The organism is Bradyrhizobium uaiense, from assembly GCF_010811875.1.
GTDB lineage: Bacteria > Pseudomonadota > Alphaproteobacteria > Rhizobiales > Xanthobacteraceae > Bradyrhizobium > Bradyrhizobium uaiense.
Genome location: NZ_VKHP01000013.1, coordinates 37,596 through 54,776 on the forward strand (window position 1 = coordinate 37,596; position 17,181 = coordinate 54,776).

Annotated in this window: 17 protein-coding genes and 2 tRNA genes; 6 read left to right on the forward strand and 13 right to left on the reverse strand. The window is 64.8% G+C overall.

Annotated elements, in window-relative coordinates; all coding sequences use genetic code 11:
* Positions 1 to 2: 2 nt before the first annotated feature.
* Together FNJ47_RS05775 and dusB are read right to left on the reverse strand one after the other, a co-directional pair.
* Complete coding sequence (locus tag FNJ47_RS05775; protein ID WP_163151507.1) at positions 3 to 1,178, reverse strand: two-component system sensor histidine kinase NtrB; 1,176 nt, start codon at positions 1,176 to 1,178, stop codon at positions 3 to 5.
* Positions 1,175 to 2,176: a tRNA dihydrouridine synthase DusB gene (gene dusB, locus FNJ47_RS05780; protein ID WP_163151509.1), complete on the reverse strand. Its 1,002-nt coding sequence runs from the start codon at positions 2,174 to 2,176 to the stop codon at positions 1,175 to 1,177. The genes FNJ47_RS05775 and dusB overlap by 4 nt, the downstream gene beginning before the upstream one ends.
* Positions 2,177 to 2,461: 285 nt before the next feature.
* Between dusB and FNJ47_RS05785 the strand changes: the two genes are divergently transcribed.
* The 3 genes from FNJ47_RS05785 (at position 2,462) to FNJ47_RS05795 (ending at position 4,833) form a co-directional block, all read left to right on the forward strand.
* A complete protein-coding gene (locus FNJ47_RS05785) occupies positions 2,462 to 3,658 on the forward strand; it encodes a bifunctional 2-C-methyl-D-erythritol 4-phosphate cytidylyltransferase/2-C-methyl-D-erythritol 2,4-cyclodiphosphate synthase (protein WP_163151511.1) in 1,197 nt (398 codons plus the stop codon).
* A gap of 1 nt (position 3,659) precedes the next feature.
* Positions 3,660 to 4,259 (forward strand): CinA family protein, encoded by a 600-nt coding sequence (locus FNJ47_RS05790; RefSeq protein ID WP_163151513.1) that lies wholly within the window; start codon positions 3,660 to 3,662, stop codon positions 4,257 to 4,259.
* A gap of 175 nt (positions 4,260 to 4,434) precedes the next feature.
* Positions 4,435 to 4,833, forward strand: coding sequence for a BA14K family protein (locus FNJ47_RS05795; RefSeq protein WP_163151515.1), 399 nt, complete (start codon positions 4,435 to 4,437; stop codon positions 4,831 to 4,833).
* Positions 4,834 to 4,918: 85 nt separating this feature from the next.
* Here the strand turns inward: FNJ47_RS05795 and FNJ47_RS05800 are convergent, their stop codons facing one another.
* From FNJ47_RS05800 to lipA, 3 genes are all read right to left on the reverse strand, one after another.
* Positions 4,919 to 5,386, reverse strand: coding sequence for a type II toxin-antitoxin system RatA family toxin (locus tag FNJ47_RS05800; RefSeq protein WP_163151517.1), 468 nt, complete (start codon positions 5,384 to 5,386; stop codon positions 4,919 to 4,921).
* Complete coding sequence (locus FNJ47_RS05805; protein WP_163151520.1) at positions 5,386 to 5,925, reverse strand: AAA family ATPase; 540 nt, start codon at positions 5,923 to 5,925, stop codon at positions 5,386 to 5,388. The genes FNJ47_RS05800 and FNJ47_RS05805 overlap by 1 nt, the downstream gene beginning before the upstream one ends.
* A 78-nt stretch (positions 5,926 to 6,003) precedes the next feature.
* Entirely contained in the window at positions 6,004 to 6,963 is a 960-nt protein-coding gene (lipA, locus tag FNJ47_RS05810) for a lipoyl synthase (RefSeq protein ID WP_163151522.1), read from the reverse strand.
* 215 nt (positions 6,964 to 7,178) lie between these two features.
* Here lipA and FNJ47_RS05815 point away from each other — a divergent pair, with 215 nt between their 5' ends.
* Complete coding sequence (locus tag FNJ47_RS05815; RefSeq protein ID WP_163151524.1) at positions 7,179 to 7,784, forward strand: DNA-3-methyladenine glycosylase; 606 nt, start codon at positions 7,179 to 7,181, stop codon at positions 7,782 to 7,784.
* A 16-nt stretch (positions 7,785 to 7,800) separates the two neighbouring features.
* Here the strand turns inward: FNJ47_RS05815 and FNJ47_RS05820 are convergent, their stop codons facing one another.
* From FNJ47_RS05820 to FNJ47_RS05850, 7 genes are all read right to left on the reverse strand, one after another.
* Positions 7,801 to 10,668 (reverse strand): valine--tRNA ligase, encoded by a 2,868-nt coding sequence (locus FNJ47_RS05820; RefSeq protein WP_163151526.1) that lies wholly within the window; start codon positions 10,666 to 10,668, stop codon positions 7,801 to 7,803.
* Positions 10,669 to 10,829: 161 nt separating this feature from the next.
* On the reverse strand, positions 10,830 to 11,549 hold the full coding sequence (locus FNJ47_RS05825; protein WP_163151528.1) for a PopZ family protein: 720 nt from the start codon (positions 11,547 to 11,549) through the stop codon (positions 10,830 to 10,832).
* Between the two features lie 352 nt (positions 11,550 to 11,901).
* On the reverse strand, positions 11,902 to 13,284 hold the full coding sequence (locus FNJ47_RS05830) for a TolC family outer membrane protein (protein ID WP_163151530.1): 1,383 nt from the start codon (positions 13,282 to 13,284) through the stop codon (positions 11,902 to 11,904).
* A 215-nt stretch (positions 13,285 to 13,499) separates the two neighbouring features.
* Positions 13,500 to 14,165, reverse strand: coding sequence for a protein-L-isoaspartate O-methyltransferase family protein (locus FNJ47_RS05835; RefSeq protein ID WP_163151532.1), 666 nt, complete (start codon positions 14,163 to 14,165; stop codon positions 13,500 to 13,502).
* 136 nt (positions 14,166 to 14,301) lie between these two features.
* A complete protein-coding gene (locus tag FNJ47_RS05840; RefSeq protein WP_163151534.1) occupies positions 14,302 to 14,481 on the reverse strand; it encodes a hypothetical protein in 180 nt (59 codons plus the stop codon).
* Positions 14,482 to 14,613: 132 nt separating this feature from the next.
* Positions 14,614 to 14,688: transfer RNA gene (locus FNJ47_RS05845), tRNA-Asn, on the reverse strand.
* Between the two features lie 522 nt (positions 14,689 to 15,210).
* Positions 15,211 to 15,696, reverse strand: a complete 486-nt coding sequence (locus FNJ47_RS05850; RefSeq protein ID WP_163151536.1) for an anthrone oxygenase family protein — start codon at positions 15,694 to 15,696, stop codon at positions 15,211 to 15,213.
* A 92-nt stretch (positions 15,697 to 15,788) separates the two neighbouring features.
* Between FNJ47_RS05850 and FNJ47_RS05855 the strand changes: the two genes are divergently transcribed.
* Entirely contained in the window at positions 15,789 to 16,436 is a 648-nt protein-coding gene (locus tag FNJ47_RS05855) for a TetR/AcrR family transcriptional regulator (RefSeq protein ID WP_163151538.1), read from the forward strand.
* A gap of 442 nt (positions 16,437 to 16,878) precedes the next feature.
* Positions 16,879 to 17,061 (forward strand): hypothetical protein, encoded by a 183-nt coding sequence (locus FNJ47_RS05860; protein WP_024584196.1) that lies wholly within the window; start codon positions 16,879 to 16,881, stop codon positions 17,059 to 17,061.
* Between the two features lie 43 nt (positions 17,062 to 17,104).
* On the opposite strand, the gene FNJ47_RS05865 is transcribed toward FNJ47_RS05860, so the two are convergent.
* Positions 17,105 to 17,178 (reverse strand) — tRNA-Cys (locus FNJ47_RS05865).
* Between the last annotated feature and the right edge of the window lie 3 nt (positions 17,179 to 17,181).

Sequence of the window (17,181 nt, forward strand, 5' to 3'; positions counted from 1 at the left end):
CCTCATCGTGCGTCCTGAGAGGCAGGCGAGGACGTACCCGGAACGTCATCGCGGTTGCTATGGTCGTGTTGCTTGGCGGCGCTGTACATCGGCATCAGCACGCGGAAAGTGGTCTTGCGCGGCTGCGACTCGCATTCGATGATGCCGCCGTGATCGCCGACGATCTTGGCGACCAGCGCGAGGCCGAGCCCGCTGCCGGTCTGCTTGGTGGTGACGAAGGGATCGAACAGGTTCGGCAGCAAATCTTCCGGCACGCCTGAACCGTTGTCCTTGACGCAGAATTCGAGCGGCAGCGAGACCCGCGATTTCTTGCCGGGCACCGACAGCCGCACGCCCGGCCGGAACGCCGTGGTGAGGTGGATTTCGGCATCGGTGCCGAGATCGGCGACCGCTTCCGCCGCGTTCTTCACCAGATTGAGGAAGACCTGGATCAGCTGGTCCTGGTTGGCGAGCACCGGCGGCAGCGACGGATCATAGTCCTCGATGAAGCGGACGTTGCGGGCAAAGCCCGACTGCGCCAGGCGCTTCACATGGTCGAGCACGGAATGGATGTTGACCGGCCCGCGCGCCACCGGGCGGTCGTCGCCGAACACTTCCATGCGGTCGACCAGCGTGACGATGCGGTCGGCCTCGTCGCAGATCAGCCGCGTCAGCAGCCGGTCCTCGGAGGACGCCTGCTGCTCCAGCAGTTGCGCCGCGCCGCGGATGCCGGACAGCGGGTTCTTGATCTCGTGGGCGAGCATAGCAGCCAGCGCGATCACCGAGCGTGCGGCGCTGCGATGGGTGAGCTGGCGGTCCATCTTGTCGGCGATGGTGCGCTCTTGCAGCATCACCACGATGTGCCCGGGCCGCTCGGTCAGCGGCGCGACGTGCAGGTCGACCTGACGATCGCCGCCGATCCGCGGCGTGCCGAGATCGACCTTGTATTCGTTGACCGGCGAGCCGCTCGCCCGCACCTGCTCGATCAGCGCCAGCAGCGGGCTGCCGAACGGCACCAGTTCCTTCAGCGACTGCCGGCGCAAAAACTGCGTCGAGATCTCGAAGAAGGATTCGGCGGCGATGTTGGCGTCGACGATCCGGCCGTCGGGTGCGACCAGCAGCACCGGATTGGGCAGCGCGTTGAGGATGGCCTCGCCGTCGGTCGGCACGGGCCGGCGGAATTCCATGGCTGACGTCATGCGGCAGCACTCCAGGCAAAATCGTCGTAGGCATCCTCGAGCGCGCGATGCACGCTGGACGGCTCCTCCGAGGTCAGGATCGCCTGCCGCCAGGTCTTCAATGTTGCCGCCGGCGCGCAGCTATAGGCGGCAGCCGTCTCCAGCGCCCAGCCGAGATGCTTGCGCGCATGCTTGAGTCCGATGCGCAGGCCATAATGGCTGCAGACCTCGTCATAGAGCGCGCGAACGTGCTTGAGCTGCTCGGCGAGCGACGGCGCGGTCTCGGTGATCCCGGTCTCGAGGCGGCGGCCGATCTGGCCGGGCAACCAGGGCTGCCCTTGCGCGCCGCGACCGATCATGACGGCATCCGCGCCGGACATCTCCAGCGCGCCGATAGCCTTGTCGAACGAGGTGATGTCGCCATTGACCACGACCGGGATCGTGACGGCGTCCTTGACCGGGCGTACCGCGTTCCAGTTCGCCTCGCCCTTGTAGAACTGGCAGCGGGTGCGGCCATGCACGGTGATCATCTGCACGCCTGACGCCTCGGCGCGGCGCGCCAGTTCGGGCGAATTGAGCGAGCGGTCGTCCCAGCCGAGCCGCATCTTCAGCGTCACCGGCACCTTGACCGCGGCGATGGTCGCATCGATCAGCGCGACCGCATGGTCCAGGTCGCGCATCAGGGCCGAGCCGGACTGGCCACCGGTCACATGGCGCGCCGGGCAGCCCATGTTGATGTCGATGATGTCGGCGCCGGCGCCCTCGGCGATCCGTGCGCCCTCCGCCATCCAGTGGGTCTCGCAGCCGGCAAGCTGGACCACATGCGGCCCGATCCCGGCTGCCTCACAACGCAGCTTCGACATCGGCTTGCCGTTCACCAGGTCGTCGCTGGCGGTCATCTCGGAGACCACCAGGCCGGCCCCCAGAGTGGCAGCGAGTCGCCGGAAGGGCGCGTCGGTGATGCCGGACATGGGCGCGAGGAGAACCCGGTTGGCGACAGCAATATCGCCTATCTTCAATGGGTTACGAGGAGTACTTTGCACGCCGATCACAGCCGTCTCGTCGTTCTGTCAGCCACGCCATTGCGGCTGACGCTGTCTATTCTGCGCACAATTCTTGTGCAGTCAAGGTTCATGCCTACGGTTTAGACATTTCTACCATCTACGCAAGTGCACTGCAACAAAATCTGCTTTTCCCACAGTCATCGGCAAACGCTCTGTTTTTGCGCAGCGGTCATGCTAAGGGCTGTGCGCGGCGGCCCTCGCCGTCCCCCTCATCCCCGATTCGTCTGTCACTGGTTCAAAATGCCGAAGCCTGAGCGTACCGCCGCTATCCTTGTCGCAGCCGGCCGTGGACTGCGCGCCGGCGCCGGTGGACCGAAGCAATACCGGACGATCGGCGGACAGACGGTGATCTACCGCGCCATGGAGGCGTTCTCCGGGCATCCGGACGTGTTTGCCGTGCAGCCGGTGGTCAATCCTGATGATGCCGCACTGTTCGATGAAGCCGTCGCGAGCCTGCGCCATCAGCCGCCGACGCCGGGCGGTGCGACCCGGCAGGCCTCGGTCCATGCCGGGCTCGAGGCGCTCGCCGGCGAGAAGCCCGACATCGTTCTGATCCACGACGCCGCGCGCCCCTTCGTCACCGCAGCCGTGATCTCGCGCGCGATCGCTGCGGCCGGCCGGACCGGCGCTGCGATCCCCGTGATTCCCGTCACCGACACGATCAAGCTCACCGGCGATACCGGCGACGTCGAGGCGACGCCGGAGCGCGCGCGCTTGAGGATCGCGCAAACGCCGCAGGCTTTTCGTTTCGATGTAATATTGGAAGCGCATCGTCGCGCCGCGCGCGAGGGCCGCAGCGATTTCACCGACGATGCCGCACTTGCAGAATGGGCGGGATTGACGGTCGCGACGTTTGAAGGTGATCTTGCCAACATGAAATTGACCACACCCGAAGACTTCGTGCGCGAGGAAGCGCGGCTCGCAAGCCAGCTCGGCGACATCAGGACCGGCACCGGCTACGACGTGCACGCCTTTGGCGACGGCGACCACGTGATGCTCTGCGGCGTGCGCGTGCCGCACACCAAAGGATTCCTGGCCCATTCCGACGGTGATGTCGGGCTGCATGCGCTGGTCGACGCCATTCTCGGCGCGCTGGCCGACGGCGACATCGGCTCGCATTTCCCGCCGAGCGACGCCAAGTGGAAGGGCGCCTCCTCCGACCAATTCCTCAAATACGCCGTCGAACGCGTTACCGCGCGGGGCGGACGGATCGCCAATCTCGAAGTGACGATGATCTGCGAACGGCCGAAGATCGGTCCGCTGCGCGACACGATGCGGGCCAAGATCGCGGAGATCTCCGGCGTGCACATCTCGCGCGTGGCGGTCAAGGCGACCACCAGCGAGCGGCTCGGCTTCACCGGCCGCGAGGAAGGTATCGCGGCGACCGCGAGTGCCACGATCCGCCTTCCCTGGGACGACAAGAGCTGGAGTGCCTGACATGGGCGGCAGCGACGCTCGTGCCCTGTCCCGCTCGCTGCTCGACCTGTGCCGGATGCGCAAGCTGACCATCGCGACCGCCGAGTCCTGCACCGGCGGCCTGGTTGCGGGCGCGCTCACCGACATCCCCGGCTCTTCCGACGTGATCGATCGCGGCTTCGTCACCTATTCGAACGAGGCCAAGCGGGTGATGCTTGGCGTCAAGGCCGCAACGCTTGAGACGTTCGGCGCTGTGAGCAAGGAAACCGCGACCGCGATGGCGATCGGTGCGCTGGAGAAGGCCGGCGTCGACCTTTCGGTCTCGATCACCGGGATCGCGGGCCCCGGCGGCGCGACGCCGGGCAAGCCGGTCGGCCTGGTGCATTTCGCCGTCGCCGCGCGCGACGGCCGCATCCTTCACCGTGAGCAGCGATTTGGCGCGATCGGCCGCAGCACGGTACGGCAGCGCTCTGTGGTCGAAGCGTTGCGCATGCTGATGGAGCTTGCGCGCCCGCCGCAGGCCGCAAAGCCCCGCCGCGAGGCCGCCAGCCGGTTGCGGCCACGGGTGGCCCGTTCGCCGCGAAGCCACGCCGCGAAACGGCGGCGGCCGCCGCGCGGATAGGTCGACGAGAGAGTCGAAACGCGCAAAAGCGCCGACTTCGCACCACTCTCTGTCAACTGCGACCCTGTGCCGCCCATCGCAGGTGGAACGACGACGGCGCTTCGCCATTTTCTCCTGTTCCAACTCTGCTGTTTCAACTGTTCTTCGAACAGCAAAATCCCACAACAAGGAGAAAATGATGAAGTTGGGAACTTTGGTCGTGGCTGCGATCACCGCTGGCGCCATGGCGCTGTCGACTGTTGTCCCCTCGATTGCCGCACCGCTCGCGCCCGCCGCCCGCTTGCAGGACCAGCCTACCTCCGTCGAGCACGTGCAGTATCGCCATTGGCATGGCGGCCCGCGTTACGGCTATCGGGGTGGTTACGGCTACCGCGACGGTTATTATCATCGCGACCGTGGAAACGGCGCTGCGATCATCGGCGGCCTCGCAGCCGGCGCGATCATCGGTGGCGCCATCGCGGCAAGCCAGGCGAAGGCCAATAACGACGCCTATTGCTCCCAGCGCTTCCGCACCTACGATCCGGCTTCGGGCACCTACATTGCGTCCGGCGGCGTGCGCCGCTCCTGCCCGTAACTCGGCGAACGCGCATACGCGTCGCTCGTCATGCCCGGCCTTGTGCCGGGCATTTGCGTTCCGGGAGGAAGGCCAGACGGCTTCGTTAGGTCGAGAGCTGCGGCTTGCCGTAGACCTGATCCGCCCGCTTCTCGAACGCGTGGGCAAACCGCCCGAAGGCGGCGTCGAACATCGAGCCCATCAGCATCGCCAGCATCCGGCTCTTGAATTCGTAGTTCAGGAAGAAGCCGACATCGCATTCGGCCTCAGACTTCGGCTCGAAGCTCCAGCGGTTCTCCAGATTGCTGAACGGGCCGCGCAGGTATTCGACCAGGATCTTCAGGTTGGGCCGATCGAGCGTCACCCTGCTGGTGAAGGTTTCCTTGACCAGCTTGAAGGAGACCGTCATGTCGGCGACCACGATTTCGGTGCCGTCGTCCTTGGGCGTGCGCTGGCGGATCTTGAGCGCCTGGCACAGCGGCACGAATTCCGGATAGCGCTCGACGTCGGCGACCAGATCGAACATTTGAGGGGCTGTGTGGCGGACCCGCCGCTTGCTGGAGAATCGTGGCATCAGTGGATACTCGCACGGTTTTGCCGGAGTGCGAGGCGCTTCAGGTAATCGTCCGCCTGGGCCCGATCGGTGAAGCAGACCAGCGATTGATCGGGGCGCAAGCCCGCAAAATACTCGATCAGCTTCGGGCGCTGCTGCCGGCGATAGGTCCAGACATAGCGGAAGAATTCCAGGTCGATCTTCTCCGGGCAGCCTTCGGCCATCTCGGGGCGAACCTGGCCATAGCTCCCGGCAATGCGGCCGAGGATTCCGAGCATGCAGGTCGACCGCGGCAGGTCGAACCAGATGATCGTATCGGACAGCTCCCGGCGCAGCTCACCTGCCCCGCTCTTCATGTAGTTCCCATCCATGATCCAGCGCGGCTCTCGTGCGGCGTCGATCATGCGGCGCTCGAATTCGTGCTTGTCGGATTCGACCCAGCCCGGTTTCCAGAACAGCGCATCAATCGACACGGTCGGAATGCCCGTCATGGTGGACAGCCGCCGCGCAAAGGTCGACTTGCCGGATCCCGACGATCCCATCACCAGAACGCGCTGCATTGGTCCAGTCCAAGGTTCGGTCAAGGCTCGATCGAGCAATGGCGCATGATGGCGCCCGCCTACCGCCGCTTACAAAATCTAGCGGCCGCGAGCCGTGCGGGCCGCCTGCAGCTTCGCAAAATCCTCGCCGGCGTGATGCGACGAGCGTGTCAGCGGGCTCGCCGACACCATAAGAAAACCCTTGGTATAGGCCACGCGCTCGTAGCCTCCGAATTCGTCCGGCGTCACGTAGCGCATCACGGCGTGATGCTTGCGGGACGGCTGCAGGTATTGGCCGATGGTCAGGAAATCCACCTCGGCCGAGCGCAGATCATCCATCACTTGCAGCACCTCATGGCGCTCTTCGCCGAGGCCGACCATGATGCCCGACTTGGTGAAGATGGTCGGGTCGATCTCCTTGACCCGCTGCAGCAGCCGGATCGAATGGAAATAGCGGGCGCCGGGACGGACCGTCAGATAGCGCGACGGCACGGTTTCCAGATTGTGGTTGAAGACGTCGGGCTTGGCCGCAACCACGCGCTCGAGCGCGCCGTCCTTGCGCAGGAAGTCCGGCGTCAGGATCTCGATCGTGGTGGACGGGCAGCGCGCGCGGATGGCGCGGATCACTTGCGCAAAATGCTCGGCGCCGCCGTCGGCGAGATCATCGCGATCGACAGAGGTGATGACGACATGGGCCAGTCCCAGCTTGGAGACCGCCTCGGCAACGTGTTCAGGCTCATGGGCATCGAGCGCGCCGGGCATGCCGGTCTTGACGTTGCAGAACGCGCAGGCGCGGGTGCAGGTGTCTCCCATGATCATGAAAGTGGCGTGCTTCTTGTCCCAGCACTCACCGATATTGGGGCAGCCCGCCTCCTCGCACACCGTGACGAGGCCGTTCTCCTTCACGATCTTGCGCGTATCGGCATAGCCGCGCGTGTTCGGCGCGCGAACCCGGATCCAGTCCGGCTTCGGCGGCGACACGGCATCGGGCCGGTTCACCTTTTCGGGGTGGCGCGGGCGGAGCTGGGTGGTGGAAACGGTGTCGACGATGGTGACCATAGGTGCCTGCAAGTCGCGCGAGCATGATCCGGAAAAGTGTAGCCCGGTTTTCCCGCGACAAACCCGGGACGGGTTTGCGCTGGAGATCATGATCCTAAACTGAAGACCTTAGCTAATCGGTGTTGATGCGGCTCGCAACCCGCCCCACGACCCTAGCAGACCAGCCCATATATTGGCAGTCTTGCGGCCTGTTCCACGCCGATTCCCACCTCAAAATGGCTCAAAAACCCCGCTTGACCCGTGCGACCGCGCCGCGCCTCGGCAAGGCGCTCAAGCGCTCCTTCTTCGATCGCAGCGTTCTCGAGGTCGCCCCCGACCTGATCGGAACGACCTTCCTGGTCGGCGGCGTCGGCGGCATCATCACCGAGGTCGAGGCCTACCATCACACCGAACCGGCGGCGCACTCCTACAACGGGCCGACCCCGCGCAACCAGGTGATGTTCGGCCCGCCGGGCTTCTCCTATGTCTACCGCTCCTACGGCATCCATTGGTGCGTCAACCTCGTCTGCGAGCAGCCGGGCTCGGCGAGCGCGGTCTTGATCCGCGCGCTCGAGCCAACCCATGGGCTGGCCGCGATGCGCCGGCGGCGCGGTCTGGAAGACGAACGCGCGCTGTGCTCGGGGCCGGGCAAGCTCTGCGAGGCGCTCGGCATCACCATCGCCCACAGCGAGCTGCCGCTCGACCGTCCGCCGATCGCGCTCCACGCGCGGCTGGAGACGCCCGACATCGTCACCGGACTGCGGATCGGCATCACCAAGGCCGTCGAGCTGCCCTGGCGCTACGGGCTGAAGGGATCGAAATTCCTCAGCAAGCGGTTCTGAGCGTCACAGCCTTAGCCTATGACGCCTTCTTCAACCGCTCGATCGCCTCGAGAATCTTGGTCCGGCGCTCCTGCGCAGCGGCGCGCTTTTCCTTCTCTTCCTCGACCAGCTCTTCCGGCGCGTTGGCGACGAACTTCTCGTTGGACAGTTTTGCGTCGACCCGCTTGATGTCGGCATCGGCCTTGCCGAGCTCCTTCTCCAGCCGCGCCCGTTCGGCGGCCAGATCAATCACGCCCTTCAACGGCAGCGCGACGACTTCGCCGCGCACCAGCAGCTGCATGGCGCCCTCCGGCGCAGCGTCCGCGAAGGAAATGTCCGACAATCGCGCGAGGCGCTTGATGGTGTCGTTCCAGCGCTGCGCGCGATCCCGTGTTTCATCGGAACTGGTCACGATCACCAGCGGCGTCAGCGTCGACGGCGGGATGTTCATCTCCGCCTTCACCGAGCGCATCGCGGTGACGAGATCGACCACCCAGCCGATCTCGGCCTCGGCCGCGGGATCGCTGAACTCATCGGCGTCGAGCGCGGCAATGACAGGCGGAATGATCGGATCGACCACCGGCCCCGCAGTGGCGATCGCCGCCAGCTGCTCGCTGGTCACGCCCGATTTGCGCGGCCAGGGCGCCAGCACCAGGAGGCCGTCGCGCTTTGCCGTCACGGCCCACAGCTCTTCGGTGATGAAGGGCATGAACGGATGCAGCAGCTTGAGGATCTCATCGCGCGTCCAGGCGATCATGGCCCGCGTTTCGGCCTTGGCGGCGCCCTCCTCCCCCATCAGCACCGGCTTTGCCAGCTCGAGATACCAGTCGCAGAACACGTTCCAGACGAAGCGGTAGATTGCAGCCGCCGCATCGTTGAAGCGATGATCCTCGATCGTCTCGGTCACTTCGCGGGTGACGCGCGAGGTCTCGTGCGCGATCCAGCGGTTCAACGTCTCCTTGGCGCCCTTCGGATCGAAGCCGTCCGGCTTCACGCACTCGTTCATCTCGGCGAAGCGGCAGGCGTTCCAGAACTTGGTCGCGAAGTTGCGGTTGGTTTCGACGAGATGCGGCGACAGACGGATGTCATGGCCCTGCGCCGCCTCGCGGGTCAGCGCGAAGCGCAGCGCGTCGGCGCCGTATTCGTCGATCACGCCGAGCGGATCGATCACGTTGCCCTTCGACTTCGACATCTTGGCGCCCTTCTCGTCACGGACGAGACGGTGGATGTAGACGGTCGAGAACGGCGCCTCCTTCATGAAATGGAGGCCCATCATCATCATGCGGGCGACCCAGAAGAAGATGATGTCGAAGCCCGTCACCAGCGTGTTGGTCGGGTAATAGCGCGCGACTTCCGGCGCATCGTCCGGCCAGCCCAGCGTCGAGAACGGCCACAGCGCCGACGAGAACCAGGTGTCGAGCACGTCTTCATCACGCGTGATGAAGCCCTCGCGCTTGGCGGGGTCGACCGCCATGTCGTGGCCCTGCTCCGGCGTGATGACTTCCTGCTCGACGTAATAGCCGAGCGCGTTGCCGACCGCCTCCTCCTCGGTCTCGGCGACGAACACCTTGCCGTCGGGGCCGTACCAGGCCGGGATCTGGTGGCCCCACCACAGCTGGCGCGAGATGCACCAGGGCTGGATGTTCTCCATCCAATCGAAATAGGTCTTTTCCCAGTTCCTCGGCACGAACGTGGTTTCGCCGGAGCGCACCGCCGCGATCGCCGGCTGCGCCAGCGTGTGGGCGTCGACATACCACTGGTCGGTGAGATACGGCTCGATCACGACGCCGGAGCGGTCGCCATGCGGCACCATGTGGGTGTTGGGCTCGATCCGCTCGAGGAAGCCGAACTCCTCCAGCCGCGCCACGATCTTCTTGCGCGCCGTGAAGCGCTCTATCCCCTGAAACTCCGTCGCGAACTCGTCAGCACCCACCGGCAGGCCGCGCAGATAATCCTCGTTGCCGGAGAGGCTGAGGCAGCCTTCCTGGTCGAGCACGCTGATCTGCGGCAGGCCGTGGCGCTTGCCGATCTCGAAGTCGTTGAAGTCGTGCGCCGGCGTCACCTTGACCGCGCCCGAGCCCTTCTCGGGATCGGAGTAGTCGTCGGCGACGATCGGAATCCGGCGGCCGACCAGCGGCAGGATGACATGCTGGCCGACCAGATCGGTGTAGCGCTCGTCGTCCGGATGCACCGCGACCGCGGTGTCGCCCAGCATCGTCTCGGGACGCGTCGTCGCGACCACGATGAACGACTTTGGATCCTCAGGATTGAAAGTCCGGCCCTCGATCGGATAGCGCAGGTACCAGAGATGGCCCCTGACCTCGACCTGCTGCACTTCGAGATCGGAGATCGCGGTGAGCAGCTTCGGGTCCCAATTGACCAGGCGCTTGTCCTTGTAGATCAGGCCCTGGCGGTGCAGCTCGACGAACACCTTGACGACGGCGCGCGACAGGCCCTCGTCCATGGTGAAGCGCTCGCGCGACCAATCGCAGGACGCGCCGAGGCGCTTGAGCTGGTTGACGATGGTGCCGCCACTTTCCGCCTTCCACTGCCAGACCCGCTCGAGGAACTTGGCGCGGCCCATGTCGCGCCGGCCCGGCTCCTGCCGTTCCATCAGCTGACGCTCGACCACCATCTGGGTGGCGATGCCGGCGTGGTCAGTGCCGGGCTGCCACAGCACGTCGCGGCCGCGCATCCGCTCGAAGCGGCACAGGATGTCCTGCAAGGTGTTGTTGAGCGCGTGACCCATGTGCAGCGAGCCGGTCACGTTCGGCGGCGGGATCACGATGGTGAAAGGCGCGGCGTCCTTGCGCTCGGGCCGGCCGGCCTTGAACGCACCGCTGTCCTCCCAGATCTGGGCCATGCGGTGCTCGATATCGGCGGGCTGGTAGTTTTTCTCGATCATGACAATGCGCTGTGGACCTTTGGGGAAAGGCTAGAAAGCCGCCAGAACGCACCAAGTCAACCGGACCGGCGCGTCAAAACGGCGTTTTGGGCGTTTTGGGCATTTGGGGGCTGAAATGAAGGCCGCCAGCCCTCGCGGCCAGCATTGCCGCCTGCGCGGAGCTAGCGCCCGCGGGAGACCCGCTCGATCTCGGCCTTGACGATCCGCTCAACCAGCCCCGGCAGGTTGTCGTCCAGCCAGGACTTCAACATCGGTCGCAGCATCTCCTTGACCAGATCCTCCAGCGTCCGGGCATTGTTGCTCAGGACGGTGTTGGCCAGCGAGTTGAAGGCGGACTCGACCGCCCGCATCGTGGTTCCGGAGATGATCTGCTGCATCGGCGCGGGCTCGATCGCGGGCGGCTCCCGAACCGGTTCCGGTGCCCGGGTCCGGGCTTCCGTGAACTCGACATCGTCCTGCGGCTCGACCTTGCGGAACGACGGTGCGGGGGCCGGGGCCGGCAGCGCCATGTCGTCGGTGAGCTCGAACACATCGGCTTCGGGTTGGGCTTCGGGCTGCGGCGACGGCCTGATCTCGGCGGCGGGCGTCGCCTCATCGAGGCTGGCGAGCAGCGAATCGATGTCGTCCTGACTGTTGCTGGCCGGTGCCGGCGCAGGCGGCGGTGATTTCGGCGCGGGCGCGGCAGCCTTCGCGGCCGGTGACGGCGGGCTCTTCATCGCCGGCTTGGCTGCTGGTGGTGGCTCGACCTTCGGCGGCGCTGCCGCGGCAGCCGCAGGCTTCTCGGCCGCAGCCGGCTTTGCCTCGTCGTCGGCAATGATGCGACGGATCGACGCCAGGATCTCCTCCATCGAGGGCTCTTGGACCTTCGCAGGTTGCGTCATCTCCGACTCCACATCGAAACTATTTTACATCAAGCCCAAGAGGATTCGCCGGTTCCGATGATGCGGGCGGAGATTTTCATTGCTCCCGCCCGACTTGTCCCCAGATCAAGCCCGCCCAAGGCTTTGTGCAAGCTTCGTGTCGCCCACTGCAGCGTGATCAGAGGTGGCGTCGCACCTTTCATCACGCTACGCCGGCGCGCCACGAATCGCCTTGCTGCCCGACAAAACGGTATGTCAGGCCAATTATCGATTGCAAGCAAACGCGCCTGCTTGTGGTCCTGATTAACTCAGAACCACAAACATGGCGCGACAAGCGACGATGATGTGCAGGGTGTTTGGAAGTTAAGGGCGTTTAGCGGCCGTCGGGCGTGCGCACGCCGGCCCAGTTGTCGCGCACCTGCTGGTAATGCACGCTGGGATCATAGACGTTGGTCGAAAGGCCCATCACCTGCGGCGACAGCCGACCGACGGCGGCCAGCACGTTGTACGACGCGACGACGCGGTCGTGCTGCGCGGTGACCAGCGCATTGCGCGCGTTGACCAGCGCCTGCTGCGCGTTGAGCACGTCGAGCGTGGTGCGCTGACCAGCCTTGGCTTCTTCGCGCACGCCGTTCAACGCAATCTCGGACGCAGTCACCTGCGCCTGGGCCGATGCCACCTGCGACTTGCCGGCGACCAGCTGGCCCCATGCGGTAACGACGTTGGCGCGGGCCTGATCGCGGGTCTGCTCCAGAACGAGGCGCTGCTGCGCCAGCGATTCCTTGGACTGCCGGATCAGCGAGTACTCCGTGCCGCCTTGATAGATCGGCACCGAGATCTGAACGTTGGCCGCGGCATTGAAGAGGCGGTTCACCGACAATTGCTGCTGGTAGCCTTCGGTCACCGTCGCCTGCAAGCCAACAGTCGGAAGCAGCGCGCCCTCGGCAACCTTGGTCTGCAGGAAATTGACGTCGACGCCGAACATCGCGGAGGTGACGTTCGGATTCTGGGTCAGGCCAAGCTCGACGGCGGCCGCAAGCGTCGCCGGCAGGAAGCGGTCGACCGGCGCGCCGGGCGCAAGGTTCTGCGGTTCGTTGCCGATGATGCGGCGGAAATTCGATCGCGTCGTCGTCAGGTTCGATTCCGCGGTGAGCTGCTGGGTTCTGCCGGCCGCAAGCTGCGCCTCGGATTGCGCGACGTCGGTCCGCGTCACCTCGCCGACATTGAAGCGGTCCTGGGTCTGCTTCAGCGTCTGTTCCAGCACGCGCGTGTTGCTGCGCTGGACCTCGACGATCGCCGAGTCGCGCAGATAGTCCATGTAGATCGTGGCCGCGCTCAGGATGACGGTCTGCTCGAGCACGCGCAGACCTTCGCGTGCCGACGAGACCTGGCTTTCGGCCGCGCGCACCTTGTGCGGGGTCTGCGCGTTGAACAGCGACTGGCTCACCGTCAGGCCGGCACTGGCCGGATTTTGAGTGCCCTTGATCGAGTCCTTGATGCCCGTCGGCTGTTGGTCGGTGTATTGATACCCACCACCCACGGTCAGCGAGGCCCTCGGACGATAGCCAGACAGCGCCTGCGGAACGTTTTCGTCAGTCGCCCGCACCAGCGCGCGTTGCGCGTTCAGCTGAGGATTGTTTTGGTAGGACCGCACCAGCGCGGCCTCGATAGTATCGGCGAGCGCGGGCACGGGGCCCAGCTCAGCCAACAGAAGGACGGCAGTCGCAGCCGCGGTGACAACCTTCACCCCACGCATCCCCGGTAATCCAATCATTGTAGTCGCCGTCTCCCACAAGCAAGTCAGCCCGGCGGTCGCTTCAGACGAAGTGAGTCCCGCCTCACCTTAGTCCGCAGCTAAGGGCAACGGAACTACCCCGCAACGGAACACGGTGGAAACTCTTCACATGGGGCAAACGGGCCACACTTCTGATTCAGAACGGGATTTTTTCAGCTAGCGCAGCGCAGTAGCCGTCAGAAGACGAAGGCGGGAAGCTGCTCGAACCCGGGCAGCACGGGGGCGGTGGCATCGAACAGCTCGCGATGTCCGAAATCCCCGTGGGAGTGAGTCACGAGGGTGGCGCGTGGCGGCGGCGTCAGGCCGAACACCCCGACCAGCCGCCCCCCCTCCTTGAGCTGGCCGAACAGCCCGGTCGGAACAACGGCTGTGGCACCGTTGAGAACGATGACGTCAAACGGCGCCCCCGCGGCATCGCCGTCGGCGGCCGCTGCGGTCTTGACGGTCACATTCTGGACGCCGAGCTGGGCCAACGCGGCGGTCGCTTTTGCGGCAAGCGCCGGATCGCCCTCGGTCGCGCTGACCTCCGCGGCAAAGCGCGCCACGACGGCGGCGGCGTAGCCCGTTGCGCAGCCGACCACCAGCACACGATCGGTGGCCTTGATCTCGGCGGCCTGCAGCATCCTGGCAAGCAGCGCCGGCGTAATCAGGTAGCGCCGCACCGCGCCGCCCTCGGTCACATCGAGATCGAGATCCAGATAGGCAAGCGCCTGCTTGCTGGCCGGCACGAATACCTCGCGCGGCACGGTCAGCATGGCATCGAGAATACGATCATCGGTCACGTCGCTCGGACGCACCTGACCATCGACCATGTACTGGCGCGCGGTCGAAAAACCGGTCATTGGCGGGACCCTGCAAGTCGCGGCATTGCCGCTGGAGAAAGCTAGAACAGGGCCATCTTTTGGAACAAGCTCCGCCAAAACGCAACACGCGTTGCGCGCGCAAAAAATGCTCCCGGAACGCGCTCCGCCGTGCAGCCTATTCGATCGTGACGGCAAGCCGGCCGATCAGGCGGGCTACTTCGTCGAGATGCTCGGAATCGTGTTCCTCCACCGCTTTTGCGAGCAGGCGAACGCACTCATCATCACTGATGTCGGGGGCATCGTTCGGAACCAGCGTCGGCTGCGGCATCGACAGGTCGATCAGGTTAATCGCCATCAAAATCACCTCTCAAGACCCGGCGAGACGAAGTGTCGACGGCTATTGAGTCGATTTGACGACGATTTTTGCCTGTCTGCGGCGAACCACAGGCTTGTGATCTGGTGATGGATGTTGATGGGGCCAGCAAGCTGGCTCCCCGGGCTGGATTCGAACCAGCGACCATTCGATTAACAGTCGAATGCTCTACCGCTGAGCTACCGAGGAATAGGCGAACAAAACGTTCGCGAGCCGGCAGCGTATAACAAAGCCTTTCGGGCTTGCAAAGAACCAAATGGGCCTCCGGCGAAACTTTAGCGCGGGACGGTAAACCCCTGCGGTGCAAGGGTTTGCCGGCGTCCCAGAGAGAAGCAGGCCTGTCCCGGCTGTCCCAGCATCCGCACCGCCGGCGCCCGGATGGACCAACGGCGCGGCATTGGCGCGGCGCCGTGATTCCCCGAGACACCACCCGCCCCCGCCATCATTCCGCGGTGAACGAGGTGGTCTTGGTGCCGGGGTCGTAGCGCAGCCGCAGAACGTTCAGCCTGCAGAGGTTGACGTTCTTCCACAGCACCGACTCGTCGTAATTCGCCCAGTCGACCTTGATGTTCCAGACGCAGCCTTCGTCCTGGCGGTCGGCAGCACATCGGCGTGCGGCGCCACTTCCTTAGCGACCGTGCCCTACGAGTACAGATCGTGCACAAAATGCGAAGCGCGCGCCCCGCCCCGTCGATTGAACCGGAGAACGCGCTATCGCGCGGCGATGGCGACGATGAACAGCGTGGTCGCCGCAAGCGAGGCGATGGTCCGGACGTGGTTCCAGATGGTCCAATCGGTCAGATAGCGCGCCCAGACCGGCGCAGCCGCAGCGCTCGCGGGATCGACCGCCGCAAGCTGATCGTTCAGCGGCACGTTGAAGACAACAGTGACGATGAACATGCCGACCACGTAGAGGGCGCCGCCGCAAATCATCGCAATTGCACCCGGCTCCTGCCAGCGCAGCGCGCCGAGCACCACCAGCGCCGCGCAGGACAGCGTGGTGCCGAGGAAGACCGGCATGAACAGCGAGCGCACGATGTCGACACTGATCGCGTTCATCGCCGAGATGCCGGCGGCCTGATCTATCCGGCCGAGCGCGGTCATGACGAAAGCCGAGAACGCGAAATAAAGCCCGGCAAGCAGGCCGCAGCCGAGTGCAGAAAACCACAGCAAGCCCGAGGTCAGGATATTGCGCATCGCTCCACCTCCAAATGCGAGAGATACTCGTATTTGTAAAATGCGATAGACTCTCGTATTGGAAACGTCAACCCCGTTTGCGGAGGACAGAGATGGCGAGACGAAAGGCCGCGCCGGCGACGGAAGCCGCTCCGCCCGGACTGGCGCGGCTTGCCCCGACGCAGCAGCGCAGCCGCGAGCGCTTCGAGCGCATCCTCGCCTGCGCGACCGAGATCATGGCGGAAAAGGGCAGCGAGGCGTTCCGCATGAGCGACATCGTCGAACGCAGCGGAGTCGCATTCGGCTCGCTCTATCAATATTTCCCGGACAAGGCCGCCATCATCGGCACGCTGGCGGAACGGCATAACGCCGTCGGGCGTGATTGCGTCAGGCGCGATCTGGCCGAAGTTGCGGCCGCACGCGACCTGCACCCGGCGCTCTGCCGGATCGTCGACAGCTACTACGAGATGTTCATGCGTGAGCCTGTCATGCGCGACATCTGGCAGGCAACGCAGGCCGACCGTGCCCTGCAAAAGCTCGATGCAGACGACATGGCCGTGCTCTCAGGCCTGTTGTCCGACACCGTCAAGCGGGTTGCGCCCGACATGCCGGCCGCCACCCTCGCCACGCTCTCGGGATTGACGATGACGCTGATCGCCGCGGCCGTCCGACACGCGATCACCTTGCCACCGAAGAAGGCGCGGCAGGTGCTGACCCAATTCAAGACCATGTTGCCGGACGACCTCACCAGGCTGGCATGATCGCGGTCGCGAAGGCGCGTCGGGAATTTCCGCTGCGCAGAGGCGATAGACAGCTGGCGTAGACGACCTACGCCGTTTGGGAACTGCCCACGGGGCCCAGCGCTGTCCTGCTGGCGAACCATGTCAGCAAGAGTCGAGGATCGATGCGAGATGCGGCTGGCGACGGTTCTGCAATGCTCGCTTTCATTGTCACGTCTCCCTAAAATTCCTGCGATATTTGAAGGCTATGAATATTGCCGGGAATTCCGGGAAGAGTTTTTCGAAACATGTGATTTGTCTCACACGAGGTGCGGCCATGCCGACCTAGGTTCCCCAAGGGGTCATCAGTCATTTATTAACCAAAGCGGGCGCCATCGTTCTTTTCATAAAATTCGAACGAATCGCTCAATCCCGACCGAAGACAGTTTTGCGACCATGGCGCTCTCGAACCTCGGAGAGCGCGATGAGCGAAGTCGAATTTGATCTGCTGCTTGACGCCGTGCGAACGGCGATCGCGCCTATTGCTCAGGAGGATTTCGTGGCCCAGCCTTCGCCCCGCATTCAGCCGCCACCGCGCGCTGCCAATGACAACCAGGCGCCGTGGCCGCTGATTCCGTTTCCTGAAGGTTGGTACGCCGCGAGCTGATGCGGCTTCTCATTTGTTGGCTGCAAGCCATTGATGAGATGAGTGGAGGCCACGACCAGAATTGAACTGGTGTACACGGTTTTGCAGACCGTTGCGTAACCACTCCGCCACGTGGCCCCT

What these genes read in the sequence shown, in the direction of transcription:
- FNJ47_RS05775 (WP_163151507.1), bottom strand. Translation starts at nt 1,178, where the DNA reads ATGACGTCAGCCATGGAATTCCGCCGGCCCGTGCCGACCGACGGCGAG.
- FNJ47_RS05785 (WP_163151511.1), top strand. Translation starts at nt 2,462, where the DNA reads ATGCCGAAGCCTGAGCGTACCGCCGCTATCCTTGTCGCAGCCGGCCGT.
- FNJ47_RS05790 (WP_163151513.1), top strand. Translation starts at nt 3,660, where the DNA reads ATGGGCGGCAGCGACGCTCGTGCCCTGTCCCGCTCGCTGCTCGACCTG.
- FNJ47_RS05795 (WP_163151515.1), top strand. Translation starts at nt 4,435, where the DNA reads ATGATGAAGTTGGGAACTTTGGTCGTGGCTGCGATCACCGCTGGCGCC.
- FNJ47_RS05800 (WP_163151517.1), bottom strand. Translation starts at nt 5,386, where the DNA reads ATGCCACGATTCTCCAGCAAGCGGCGGGTCCGCCACACAGCCCCTCAA.
- FNJ47_RS05805 (WP_163151520.1), bottom strand. Translation starts at nt 5,925, where the DNA reads ATGCAGCGCGTTCTGGTGATGGGATCGTCGGGATCCGGCAAGTCGACC.
- lipA (WP_163151522.1), bottom strand. Translation starts at nt 6,963, where the DNA reads ATGGTCACCATCGTCGACACCGTTTCCACCACCCAGCTCCGCCCGCGC.
- FNJ47_RS05815 (WP_163151524.1), top strand. Translation starts at nt 7,179, where the DNA reads ATGGCTCAAAAACCCCGCTTGACCCGTGCGACCGCGCCGCGCCTCGGC.
- FNJ47_RS05820 (WP_163151526.1), bottom strand. Translation starts at nt 10,668, where the DNA reads ATGATCGAGAAAAACTACCAGCCCGCCGATATCGAGCACCGCATGGCC.
- FNJ47_RS05825 (WP_163151528.1), bottom strand. Translation starts at nt 11,549, where the DNA reads ATGACGCAACCTGCGAAGGTCCAAGAGCCCTCGATGGAGGAGATCCTG.
- FNJ47_RS05830 (WP_163151530.1), bottom strand. Translation starts at nt 13,284, where the DNA reads ATGCGTGGGGTGAAGGTTGTCACCGCGGCTGCGACTGCCGTCCTTCTG.
- FNJ47_RS05835 (WP_163151532.1), bottom strand. Translation starts at nt 14,165, where the DNA reads ATGACCGGTTTTTCGACCGCGCGCCAGTACATGGTCGATGGTCAGGTG.
- FNJ47_RS05840 (WP_163151534.1), bottom strand. Translation starts at nt 14,481, where the DNA reads ATGGCGATTAACCTGATCGACCTGTCGATGCCGCAGCCGACGCTGGTT.
- FNJ47_RS05850 (WP_163151536.1), bottom strand. Translation starts at nt 15,696, where the DNA reads ATGCGCAATATCCTGACCTCGGGCTTGCTGTGGTTTTCTGCACTCGGC.
- FNJ47_RS05855 (WP_163151538.1), top strand. Translation starts at nt 15,789, where the DNA reads ATGGCGAGACGAAAGGCCGCGCCGGCGACGGAAGCCGCTCCGCCCGGA.
- FNJ47_RS05860 (WP_024584196.1), top strand. Translation starts at nt 16,879, where the DNA reads ATGAGCGAAGTCGAATTTGATCTGCTGCTTGACGCCGTGCGAACGGCG.